Annotated in this window: 9 protein-coding genes; 6 read left to right on the top strand and 3 right to left on the bottom strand. The window is 43.3% G+C overall.

Annotation, left to right across the window (positions count from 1 at the left end):
• The gene (gene ffh / locus F952_RS03440) at positions 1 to 1,413 is read left to right on the top strand and encodes a signal recognition particle protein (protein WP_004922222.1); all 1,413 of its coding nucleotides are present in this window, start codon (positions 1 to 3) and stop codon (positions 1,411 to 1,413) included.
• Between the two features lie 67 nt (positions 1,414 to 1,480).
• Here the strand turns inward: ffh and F952_RS03435 are convergent, their stop codons facing one another.
• Both F952_RS03435 and F952_RS03430 read right to left on the bottom strand, forming a co-directional pair.
• A complete protein-coding gene (locus tag F952_RS03435) occupies positions 1,481 to 2,212 on the bottom strand; it encodes a pantothenate kinase (RefSeq protein WP_004922219.1) in 732 nt (243 codons plus the stop codon).
• Between the two features lie 6 nt (positions 2,213 to 2,218).
• On the bottom strand, positions 2,219 to 2,980 hold the full coding sequence (locus F952_RS03430) for a biotin--[acetyl-CoA-carboxylase] ligase (RefSeq protein ID WP_004922217.1): 762 nt from the start codon (positions 2,978 to 2,980) through the stop codon (positions 2,219 to 2,221).
• 30 nt (positions 2,981 to 3,010) lie between these two features.
• Between F952_RS03430 and F952_RS03425 the strand changes: the two genes are divergently transcribed.
• The 5 genes from F952_RS03425 to ligA all read left to right on the top strand — a co-directional run bounded on the left by F952_RS03425 (position 3,011) and on the right by ligA (position 11,353).
• Positions 3,011 to 3,814: a sulfite exporter TauE/SafE family protein gene (locus tag F952_RS03425; RefSeq protein ID WP_004922214.1), complete on the top strand. Its 804-nt coding sequence runs from the start codon at positions 3,011 to 3,013 to the stop codon at positions 3,812 to 3,814.
• Between the two features lie 197 nt (positions 3,815 to 4,011).
• Positions 4,012 to 4,719 (top strand): GntR family transcriptional regulator, encoded by a 708-nt coding sequence (locus F952_RS03420; RefSeq protein WP_004922211.1) that lies wholly within the window; start codon positions 4,012 to 4,014, stop codon positions 4,717 to 4,719.
• A 97-nt stretch (positions 4,720 to 4,816) separates the two neighbouring features.
• The gene (gene smc, locus F952_RS03415; protein WP_004922209.1) at positions 4,817 to 8,266 is read left to right on the top strand and encodes a chromosome segregation protein SMC; all 3,450 of its coding nucleotides are present in this window, start codon (positions 4,817 to 4,819) and stop codon (positions 8,264 to 8,266) included.
• A gap of 1 nt (position 8,267) precedes the next feature.
• Positions 8,268 to 9,245, top strand: coding sequence for a cell division protein ZipA C-terminal FtsZ-binding domain-containing protein (locus tag F952_RS03410; RefSeq protein ID WP_004922207.1), 978 nt, complete (start codon positions 8,268 to 8,270; stop codon positions 9,243 to 9,245).
• Between the two features lie 77 nt (positions 9,246 to 9,322).
• The gene (ligA, locus tag F952_RS03405) at positions 9,323 to 11,353 is read left to right on the top strand and encodes an NAD-dependent DNA ligase LigA (protein ID WP_004922204.1); all 2,031 of its coding nucleotides are present in this window, start codon (positions 9,323 to 9,325) and stop codon (positions 11,351 to 11,353) included.
• A 142-nt stretch (positions 11,354 to 11,495) separates the two neighbouring features.
• On the opposite strand, the gene F952_RS03400 is transcribed toward ligA, so the two are convergent.
• Positions 11,496 to 12,551: an SDR family oxidoreductase gene (locus F952_RS03400; RefSeq protein WP_004922201.1), complete on the bottom strand. Its 1,056-nt coding sequence runs from the start codon at positions 12,549 to 12,551 to the stop codon at positions 11,496 to 11,498.
• Positions 12,552 to 12,645 lie beyond the last annotated feature (94 nt).

Here is a 12,645-nt window from a genome sequence, read left to right as displayed (position 1 = left end):
ATGTTTGATACCTTAACAGAACGACTCACGCAGAGTTTAAGAAATGTTACTGGCTCAGGGCAGCTAACCGAAGACAATATTAAAGATACCTTACGTGAAGTACGTATGGCACTTCTTGAAGCTGATGTTGCGTTACCTGTAACTCGTGAATTTATCGCGAAAGTTAAGGAACAGGCATTGGGTCAGGAAGTCATGACTCAGCTTTCCCCTGGGCAGGCATTCGTCAAAATTGTGCATGACGAATTGACCAAAATGATGGGTGAGGCCAATGAAAGCCTTGATCTCGCGGCAAAGCCACCTGTAGTGGTCTTGCTTGCAGGTTTGCAAGGTGCAGGTAAAACCACCACAGCTGCAAAGCTTGCACGATTTTTACAAGAACGACAAAAGAAAAAAGTCGCGATGGTCTCTGCCGACGTTTATCGTCCTGCAGCGATTAAACAGTTACAAACTGTTGCGGCAGAAGTTGGCGCGATGTTCTTTGAATCGAATGCCAATGAAAAGCCGATTGATATTGCCAACCGTGCCATTGAGCAAGCCAAAATCCAGTTTGCCGATGTGCTGATTGTCGATACCGCAGGCCGTCTACATGTCGATGAAGACATGATGGGCGAAATTAAAGAATTACATGCCTCAATCAAACCGACAGAAACCTTGTTTGTGGTTGATGCCATGACGGGGCAGGATGCTGCCAATACCGCGAAAGCATTTAACGATGCCTTACCATTGACGGGTGTGATTCTGACCAAAACTGATGGTGATGCACGCGGTGGTGCAGCACTTTCTGTTCGTGCAATTACTGGTAAACCGATTAAGTTCTTGGGGATGGGCGAGAAGCTGGATGCTCTTGAGCCGTTCCATCCCGAACGTATCGCACAGCGTATTCTTGGTATGGGTGACGTATTGTCACTTGTGGAAGAAGTCGAGCGCAAAATCGACAAAGAAAAAGCCGAAAAAATGGCGAAAAAATTGCAAAAAGGCGGTACTTTCAACTTGGAAGACATGCTGATGCAATTTGAGCAAATGAAAAAAATGGGCGGCATGATGGGCTTTCTGGATAAACTTCCAGGCATGAGCAACTCAGGGATCCAGCAGGCACTTGAACAGGCGAATCCTGAAAAACAAGTCAAGAAAATGGAAGCCATTATTCAGTCGATGACGCCGAAAGAGCGTAAGAATCCAGATATTATCAATCCAAGCCGTAAAAAGCGTATTGCTGCGGGTTGCGGTATGGATGTTTCTGAAATCAATAAATTGCTTAAACAGCACAGTCAGATGGCAAAAATGATGAAGAAATTTGCCAATCCATCTGGTATGAGCAAAATGATGCGTTCATTTGGCAATCTGCAAAAACAGTTTGGCGGTGGTGGTGGCGTTGGTCCATTGTTTGGCGGTGGTAAAGACGACAAAAAGTAAGCTGAACTCATCAGTTAAACTCAAAAAGGCGCTTGATGCGCCTTTTTCGTGGATATTAGAATCTTTACTAGGGTAATTGATGCCTTACATAATGCTGCAAGCCCTTTAGTAATAAATCAGGTTCAATTTGGGGATGATAAGGTTGTAAAAATTTGGCAAACAACGGTGCATCTCCGCCCGTCAATACGAGCTGCTGGGGAGACTGCTGCATGATGGTTTGAATCGTGCTCACCAAGCCAAGCAAAATACCATGATGTACAGCATCAATGGTGTTGTGCCCAGGTTCCAGATCATCAAATGCAGAATCTGGAATTTTAATGCCTTTGGTGTTTTGAATCAGCGCATCACGTTGCAAATATAGATTTGGCAGAATGTAACCACCTAAATGCTGATAACCTTTGACCAGATCGATGGTCAGCGCTGTACCACATCCGATCACACATACATTTCGATCAGGCTGTGCAACAGCAAGTACCTGAAGCCACCGATCAATCCCGAGCTGTTCGGGATGATCATAACCACAGCGAAGAGCAGCATATTCCTGATGTACCTTTGCCATGATCATCGGAATATGAAGCCGTTTTAGGATGCTGCGAATACGGTCATTATTGTGTTGATCCAGAACCGAAGAGACGCCCACTTTTTGAATATTTTGATGATTAAAATGCTGAATTAAGCCCAAAAGTAAATCGGATGGCGATTGCAAATGCAGTTCGGCAGCGTGTTCAATCACCGTTTCATTTTGGGTAATCCAGTATTTTAGCCGTGTATTGCCAATATCGAGCCATAATTGCTTCATATTGATTTATCCTGAAGTGTTTTCGATACGGCGCATACGGCCTTGATAAAAATGATGCAATTGTTCTGGCGTTCGGATTAGCACTGCACCCTCATGATTAATTCCTTCAAAATGCCCATTAAGATTGCCCTGATGATGCTCAAAGCGGACATGATCATGCATGAAGGCTGCATAATGATTAAAGCGCTCAGCAAGGCGATAACAGCCATGATCAAACCAGTCTTTGGCTTGCTGGATTGCGAGATACAACTGTGCGATTAAATGGGTTCGTTCTCGTTGATGACAGCCTAAATCCGTTAATGAAGTGATTGCCTGATCGGTGTCGTGATGTTCTGGCGTCACGACATTTATGCCGACACCAACAATGGCTTGGGTAGCAGAAAGCGGTTCAACCAGAATTCCGCCCCATTTTCCTTGTAAACTATACAAATCGTTGGGCCATTTCACTTGTAAATTAAGGTTGGCAAGTGCAGGCATTTGTAAAATATTTAACGCCACTTCGAGTGCCATACGACCATCTAAGGTTGTTTGGGTATTGATCAGTGTGCTTAAATAAATATTCCCTTTCGGTGAAATCCATTGCCGTTGATGTTGTCCGCGACCTTGTGTCTGAACGTTACTGCAAACCAATGCCGTCAAAATACCTTTTTGTGCAAGCTCTCGTACATCGTCATTAGTCGATGTCGTAATTTCTTTCAGTAAAAGAATTTCTGGTAATTGGTTGGCATCTGATAGCTGCTGGCGAAGTAAACGAGTCTCTAAATCCATGTTGAATCTGAGAAGAGTAGAAAATTATTTATGGAGTTAATCATATATTTAGCCATTGGCGCAATCGCTGGTTTCGCGGCAGGCCTGTTTGGTGTGGGTGGTGGGTTAATTATTATTCCAATTCTGTATGTCGTTTTTACTCAGTTACATTATGATCCAGCAGTGATTATGCATATGGCGGTAGGAACGTCTTTAGCCACGATTATTGTCACTTCTATGAGTTCTGTCATGGCACATCATAAAAGAGGGGCCGTACTTTGGAGTGTATTTAAGAATATGGCACCTGGTTTAGTCCTGGGCTCCTTGCTTGGTGCAGGAATTGCAGATTTGCTTTCGGGACAATATTTACAACTGATTATTGGTACGTTTGCAATCTGGGTTGCATTTAAGATGTTTACAGGGGCAAATGTAAAAGTTGATCAAAGTAAACAGCTTCCATCGCGCGCTATGCAAGTTCTGGCTGGCGGAGGTATTGGTATTGCATCTGCGATTTTTGGAATTGGTGGTGGTAGTTTGACTGTACCTTATCTCAATAAAAATGGTGTGGTGATGCAAAAGGCAGTTGCTACCTCAGCCGCCTGTGGCCTACCCATTGCAGTCGCAGGCGCGCTTGGTTTTATGTGGTTTGGTTATCATCAGCATGTGTCGGTTCCCAATGCAATTGGATATATCCATATTTATGCGTTTATCGGCATCAGCTTGATGAGCTTCGTCACTGCCAAAGTTGGTGCAAAGGTTGCACATCAACTCTCTCCAGCCATGCTAAAAAAATGTTTTTCAGGATTGCTGACTGTGGTCGGAATTTACTTTATTTATCAAGGTATTTTCAAATAATATGCTGATAGTTCAATCGCGATTAAAAAACAGGCATGAAGATGGAGCGATATGCCTGTTTGATGTGAATTGGCTCAAAATGCAATAAAATTGTTAGACAATGACATAGTCAAGAAAGATTCAAATCAGTTAAAAAATAACGAACACCATGATGGATTGGCAGAAGGATGCCCAATAAATAATGAAAAAGGTGAGCCATGAATCTTGATGATATAGAGAGTTTGTCCGAGCAAATTGCCCGACATATTGGTGAGCAGATTATTACAGGGGAGCTGGTTGAGGGAGAGCGCATTCAGGAATTGCGCATTGCCAAAGAACTGGATGTCAGTCGTGGCTCGGTGCGTGAAGCATTGTTATTGCTGGAAAGAACGCACCTGATTGAAATATTTCCGCGTCGTGGAGCGATTGTCTCTGAAATGTCCTCTCAGCAGGTAAAAGCATTATTTGATAGCAGTGTGCTGGTGTTAGGGCATATTGTGCAAAAAATTAGTGAGAGCTGGCGAGTACATGAAGCGGAGCAGCTTCAGCACCTTATTGAGCAATTGAATGAGCATGTCAAAGCGGGGGATACCGAAAAATTTTACGACGGCATCTTTGAATATCTCGCTCAGCAACATGATATGGTCATGAATGCGTATCTGATGAAATTTTATAAAGAACTTCTGCCTTCGTTAAGACGCAGTTATTTTTTGACCTTAAACACCTCACGACGAGAGCTACAAGAAGCTTTAGCGCTCTTTAAGCTGGTGACTGATGCTATTTTGATCCGAAAATCACATCAAGCTACTTTATTTATGGAAGATTTTTGCCGACACTTGCGTAACCTTGTGTTGGAGTCGCTTACGCGCATGAAACAGATTGAATTGGCATGGGCAAGACGTTCACGTCGATCATCAAATCGATAAAATGTGCGAAGAAATCACATAAGGAAATGGTATAACCTTTCATTTTATATTTCAGTACAGGCTGGAGTATTCATATTCCTGGATTGATTAGGACATTATGCGTTTAAGCAGTTTAAAACTTGCAGGCTTCAAATCATTTGCAGACAGTGCAACTTTACATTTTAAAGCCAATCGGACTGCTGTGGTCGGGCCAAATGGCTGTGGTAAATCAAATGTGATTGATGCCATCCGCTGGGTGATGGGAGAGTCCAATGCGCGGCAATTACGCGGTGGTAGCATGCAAGATGTTATTTTTACAGGGACTGCCAAGCGTAAACCTGTCGGGATGGCCAGTGTCGAGTTACGTTTTGAGAATACATACGGAAAACTTGGCGGTACGTATAATGCTTATAATGAACTGGCCGTACGAAGACAGGTCAATCGTGATGGAAAATCTGAATATTTCTTGAATGGAACCCGTTGCCGCCGTCGTGATATTACCGATATTTTCTTGGGGACAGGGTTAGGACCACGTTCTTATGCGGTGATTGAACAGGGCATGATCAATCGTTTGATTGATGCCAAACCCGAAGAAATGCGTATCTTTATTGAAGAAGCCGCAGGGGTATCCCGTTATCAGGCGCGACGTCGTGAAACTTTGCAGCATCTTGAACATACCGAACAAAATCTGGCACGGCTTGAAGATATTGCGCAAGAATTGAAAGGACAACTCAAAAGTTTAAAGCGTCAATCTGAAGCGGCAGTTCAGTATAAGCAGCTTGAACAGCAAATCAGAACACTCAAAATCGAGATACTTTCATTTCAGTCGAGCCAGAGTCTAATTTTGCAACAAACCTATACCATCGAGATGAATACGCTGGGTGAGCAATTTAAATTGGTTCGTTCCGAATTGAATACGATTGAGCATGATCTGGAATCGACCAGTGCACTTTTTCAGCGTCTGATTCAACAATCAACGCCGTTACAGACAGAATGGCAAGTGGCTGAAAAGAAACTGGCCGAGCTGAAAATGACACTAGAGCAAAAGCAAAGCCTCTATCAGCAAAATAGCACGACCTTAACCCAGTTAGAGCAGCAAAAGGTGCAAACCAAAGAGCGCTTGCAGTTGAGCGAAATTCAGCTTGAAAGCTTACAGGAGCAGCAAGAGCAACAGGTAGAACATCTGCACCATGCAGAACAGCAGACCCAGATGGCAGAACAACGTCACATCGATTTACAGGCACAGCATAAACAAACGCAGCAACAGTTTGACCAGTTAAAAACACAAATCGAAAAACAGCAGCAACAAAAGTCGCAGATGTCTGCACAGATCGAACAACTGCGCAAATCTGTTGAGCGTTTAGAGCAGCAAAAGCAAACCTTACAGCAGCAAATAGGTCAGGTGACAGCACAAGTTCAGCATGAAGATCTTGAACGACTGAAACAGCAGTTACACAACGATGAAGAGCTGTCTGCACAACAGCAACAGCAGCTCGAACAATTCAAACAGGCAATAGATGTCACCTTGCAGAAACAGATCACATTCAAAACTGAATTACAGCAGTTTGAGATGCAAATTAAGGTTCTCGGCTCCGAGCGGAGAAATCTTGAACAGTTAGTCACCAAAAATAGTATCAAATCTGAGGCCACCGATGTCCCTCTGATGAATGTTTTAAAGCTCACAGAGGTGGGCAGGTCATATAGCAGCCTGATTGAAAAATTATTAAGCCCATGGCTGAAAGCCAGTTATCTCGAACACGATCAGCAATTTGAAACGGAGCGGGCGCGTCAGGTTCGTCAGATTCAACGCTCTAGCGACCAATCAGTATTTGATTTGCCATCTTTATCGGAATGGATTGAAACACCACAGCTTTCACTCTGGCACAATGTCTGGATTGCACAAACACTCGATATTGCTTTGACCTTGCAGCCCAAACTTTCTTTGGGTCAACGTATTTTGACAATTGATGGTTACTTGCTGGCGCAAGACTGGGTGATCGGGCTAGATTATGATGAGAATAGTCAAAGCAATGGGATGTTGAGTCATCGCATTCGTTTAGACGAGATTGCACAAGAGCACAGCCAACTTGAAACACAGCGAGATATGGTTGCGAAAAAGCTTGAGACATTAGCACTTGAACTTGCTGAGCAGCAAAAACAGTTTCAGGATTTACAGCAAGATGCAAAACAACGACGCCACGCTATACAGAAAAATGAATTAGAGGTTGCTAAAAAGCAAGCTTCAGCTCAGGCATTTGTTTTGCAGAACCAACAGTTACAACAGCAATTAAATCAGGTCGATCTTCAACTTGAAGAAGATGCTATGCAGCGGGATGATTCGGAAATTGATCTGCATGCTTTACAGCTTAAGCTCGAAACCCATCTACCAAATTTTAAGCTACAACAGCTTGAGTGGGAGACACTCACTGATCAGTTAGATGATGCATTGCAGCACTGGCAACAGCGGCAACAAGAACGAGAGCTGTTAAGACGTCAGACCTCACAGACACAGCAACAAATGGAGTTGCTTGAGAAAGATATTTCCTTCTTAAAAACTCAATTACAGCAAATTATGGTGCAAATGGATCAGGCCAAGAAATTTGTTGACCCAATTCAGCTTGAATTGCCTGCCTTAGAGTCAGCGTTTTCTGAGCAATATCAGCAGACCGAGACCTTGCAAAAAAAATGGAAAGAATGGCAGCTTGAACTGAACCATGTGCAGGAAAAGCAGCAGCATCTCACCGAACAGCGGCATCAAACTGAGCAGCGTGATGAGAAGGTCCGTGCCGATCTTGAAGAGAAACGTCTGGCATGGCAAGCTGCAAAGTCAGATTTAGAGCATTATCAAGAACAACTGGCCGCATTAAATGCACAGATACAGCCAAACCTGACACTAGATCTGGCATTGCATCAACAACAACTTGAAAAGGCACAAAAGCAGTTTGAAAAGCTAGGTGCTGTCAATCTGGCTGCATCACAAGAATATGAAGAAGTTTCGGGTCGTTATGAAGAGTTAACTCACCAGATGCAAGATCTGGAAAATACAGTGACACAGCTTAAAGATGCCATGAAAAGCATTGATCAGGAAACCAGAAAATTGTTTATGACAACTTTTGACCAGGTCAATCATGAGCTACAAGAATTGTTTCCAAAAGTGTTTAATGGCGGAGAAGCCAGTTTAAGTCTTGAAGATGACTGGCAATCGGGTGTAAAACTAATGGCACGACCTCCTGGTAAACGTAATAGCTCTTTGGCGTTACTTTCTGGGGGTGAAAAAGCATTAACAGCTTTAGCGCTGGTATTTGCCATATTCAGGCTCAATCCAGCACCATTTTGTGTACTAGACGAAGTTGATGCGCCACTGGACGATGCCAATGTACAACGGTTTTGTAATTTGGTAAAAGAGCTTTCTGAGCAAGTACAATTCATTTACATTACTCATAATAAGCTTGCAATGACAATGGCAACCGATTTACTGGGAGTAACGATGCCAGAACCTGGCACCTCAAAACTGGTTACGGTTAATTTGGAAGAAGCAAAAGAATACGGGTTAGTTACGGAGTCATAGTATGGAAGTCACCACAATTGTGGGAATTGTTGTCGCGGTTGTCATTATGATTATCGGCTTAAGACTATTGCTAAAAAGATCAATACCCGCTGAACCCTCTTTGGATAGTGAATTACATATCGATTCGGAAAGTAATCAACCCATCATTCCAAGACATGTGAGAGATCAGCTTCCAATTCAGACACCTGAAGCACAAGAGCGTAAAGAACCAGTATTGCAAGATGCGGCTAAAATGCAGGAAGAAAAATCTATCCAGATTGAGGTTCCTGAAAAAGCTGAAGTGACATCTGATGCCGAAACTACTCATCCAGATGTAGTGCCACTAGATCAATTAGACTCGGCAGAAAAATTAGAAAAAACGGCTGAGACCGATGAGAAGACAAAACTATCTGCACCTGATGCTACTGCAAAAGTACAAAAGGAACCTGAGCTGCGCTTAAATCCAGAAGTGGAAACTGTAGAAATTGCAGACTTTGATGGTGAAAGTAGTCTGCTGGATGTGCATTTACATCAACAGCAACAGTTTGATGATGAAAGTGCTTTGGCAACTGCGGAACAGATTGTCGCACTGAATGTCTATCCCAATCCGCGCCGTGCATTGTCAGGTGATAAAACACTTAAAGTGTTACTCAAATATGGCCTACGCTTTGGCGAGTTATCGTGTTTCCATCGTTATGAAAAAACCGATGAGCCTAGTCCATTGATGTTTTCTGTGTTACGGATGACTGACAATGGGCCTGCTGGATTTGATCTTGAAGCGCTTTCAGTAGAGCAAGTGCAGGGGCTGGCTTTCTTCTTGGCACTTCCACATAATAATGCGCTGACAGGTTTTGACATGATGGCCAGCATTGCGGGGCTAGTGGCACGTGAAATTGATGGCAAGGTCTATGATGAGAATAATAATGAGCTTACGCCTCAGCTCAAAGAACATTGGCGTCATCATGTGATTGACTATCGATCATCTCAGGCATCAGTTTAAGTCAAAATCTTTTATACTGCTGGTAACAAGATAAGTTTAGGGCGGACGTTTCCGCCCTTTTATATGGTGATTTTTTTATGATGCAGCCTGCTGATATTGTTGCGCAAATGCGTCAACTGATTCAACTGATCGCAAAGCATAATCATGCGTATTATGTGATGGATCAACCATCAATTACGGACAACGAATATGATCAGTTGTTTCATCAGCTTAAAGCACTCGAAGCAGAGTATCCTGAGTTAACTCAAGCGGATACACCTACCAACCGTGTTGGTGGTCAGGCACTGAGCAAGTTTGAAACGGTGACCCATGCTGTGCCCATGTTGTCCTTGGGCAATGTATTTAATCAAGAAGACTTATTTGCATTTGCACGCCGGATTGAAGAACGTTTGCCCAATCAGCAGATTCAGTATGATGTCGAGTTAAAACTGGATGGTCTGGCGATTTCACTGTGGTATGAAAATGGTGTACTGGTGCGTGGTGTAACACGAGGAGATGGCGAAACAGGAGAAGATATTACCCAAAATGTCAAAACTATTCGAAATCTACCTAAACACTTACAACATCATTCCGTTGAAACTCCACGCTTTTTAGAGGTTCGTGGCGAAGTACTCATGCCAAAACAGGGCTTTGAGCGACTTAATGCTGCTAATGAGGCCAAAGGCGAGAAGACCTTTGCCAATCCGCGTAATGCGGCAGCAGGGAGTTTACGTCAGCTTGATCCTGCGATTGCTGCTTCACGTCCATTGGCATTTTACGCTTATGGGATTGCCCAGTGCGAGCCGCATCATGGCTTGGGAAGTATGCATGAAAGCTTACAATGGCTGACACAACTTGGCTTTGAAATTGCCGAACGTCAATTTTTATGTTCTTCGATTCAGGAAGTACAGCAGTGTTATGAACAGATTCAGCAAGAACGCCCTGATCTTGCGGTTGAAATTGATGGCATGGTCATCAAGGTAGATGATTTAAAACAGCAGCAACAGCTTGGTTTCTTAAGCCGTGAACCACGTTGGGCTACGGCGTATAAGTTTCCTGCCGAAGTTGCCATGACCACAGTAGAAAATATTGATTGGCAGGTAGGGCGAACAGGGACACTTACTCCAGTTGCTCGTTTGCAACCTGTATTTGTAGGTGGGGTAACCGTTTCCAATGTGACATTGCACAATATTGGTGAAATTCATCGACTAGACGTGCGTGTTGGCGATCGGGTCAGTGTTTATCGAAGCGGTGATGTGATTCCAAAGGTTGAAAAAGTCTGGCCAGAATTTCGCCCAGAGCTAGCCGAAATTGTGCAATTACCAGAACAATGTCCTGTTTGTTCATCGCCTGTGGTGATGCCAGAAGGCGAAGCATTGGCACGTTGTTCTGGGGGCTTATACTGTGCTGCACAGCGTATTGAAGCCATTCGTCATTTTGTATCGCGTAAGGCCTTGGATATTGAAGGTTTAGGTGATCGTTGGGTAGAGTCATTATTGCATCTTGATTTACTTAAGGATGTCGCCGACATTTACCACTTGCACGAACACCGTGAACAATTGCTCACTATTGAGAAAATGGGCGAGAAGTCTGTACAAAATCTAATGGATGCTATTGAAGCCAGTAAAAAAACCACATTGGCGCGTTTTATTTATGCACTTGGAATACGGGGGGTAGGTGAAACGACGGCACGAATGCTGGCCAATACCTTTCAAACTCTAGATGCCTTAAAGCAAGCAGATATAGAAGCACTCAAGAAAACCCCAGATGTCGGTGATATCACCGCAGAATGGATTTATGATTTCTTTTTGGCTGAGCATAATATTGAAGTGCTTGATCGATTGCTGGCAGCAGGAATTCATTGGGATGCACCGCTTGCACCGACCCGACAGCCCCTTAATGGCGAAAGCTGGGTGGTCACGGGTACATTGGAAACCATGGGGCGTGATGAAGCAACTCAGCGCTTGCAAGCGTTAGGGGCACGAGTAAGTGGTAGTGTATCGAGTAAAACCAAATGTGTCGTTGCGGGTGAAAAAGCGGGTAGTAAACTCGATAAAGCCGAAAAACTGCAAATTCGTGTGATGAATGAACAGGAGTTTCTGGCATTTTTGGCACAATACTCAGCTTAACATGCTGCAATCAGTCCAATCTAAGCGAATTGCATAAGTGATGACTTTATCAAATAAGATTTAAAAAAACTAAGAGGCGGTCTATAAATTGCCTCTTAGTTTTAATCTGAAGAAAAACAGACCTCAAGCTAATACATCATTGCTATAACCATTTCTTAATAACGCCATCATCAAGTAATTGCTGAAAATGATCACAAACACTCTCTCGGATATCACGATATTGTATGTTGAGTTCTTCCTGACTACGTTTTGCATTGAAGTAAATTGGATAGCCCATATTTAATTTTACAAATTCGCGTGAATAACCTAAAAAGGGCGCGACGAAAGAAAAAGCAGTTTTAGGTACAGTAAAGTGAGGAAATGGAAAGCGATAGCCAAAGCGTTGAGTCAGTGCTTTCCCCATATCTAGCAGGCTTAAACTTCCCCCTGAAATAATATAGCGTCCAGAGGCATCAGGTAATAAAGCTGCAGCTACGTGAGCATCGGCCACATCGCGTACATCAACAATACCATTCCACATCGACGGTACACCAAATAGCGTCACACCATTGGCAAATTGTTGTAAGAGTTCAATACTTCCAGACTGGCTAGAAGCGGTCAGAGAGGGCCCCATCACCAATGCTGGATTGATACAGACCAGTGACCAACGGTTTTGTTGATCTGCCATTTCCCATGCCTTGCGTTCGGCTGCCACCTTCGAATAAGAGTAAGGTTGATGTGTTGCATTACTGGTATTGTTCCAGCAACTTTCATCAAATTCGTTATTCGATGTTGCTTTAATTTCAATCGCATCGCCGTAAGTGGCGGCAATACTAGAGGTGACGACTACACGTTTAACAGATTCTGTGCGGTTGACGGACTCCAATACATTTGCAGTACCATTGACAGCGGGTTCAATAATGTCTTTAACAGCATCTTTATAATTGGTAATTACAAAAGGTGATGCGGTATGAATCACAATTTCACAACCCTGCATCGCTTCATCAAATACACCTTCACTTAGAAGATCCGCTTTAAAAAAATGAATACTTCCTTCAGATTTTTTTGCAATATCGGTAAGGTGTTTGATTTTTTCGGTGTTAGATGGATCACGCACCGTCGCGTGCACCGTATGGCCTTGATTAAGCAGTCGCTCAATAATCCAGCCAGCGACATATCCTGTAGCACCAGTGACCAGAATAGGGGTGTTTTTATTCATATTTCCGCCAGATTAATGTTTTTGAAGAGATTGAATTTTAAGAAATTATCTTAGGATATTTGCTGCACCATTTATAGACATTCTATCAATCAAT

The sequence above is a fragment of the Acinetobacter baylyi DSM 14961 = CIP 107474 genome (genome assembly GCF_000368685.1).
Lineage (GTDB): Bacteria > Pseudomonadota > Gammaproteobacteria > Pseudomonadales > Moraxellaceae > Acinetobacter > Acinetobacter baylyi.
This window is presented reverse-complemented; position numbering and strand designations above follow the sequence as displayed.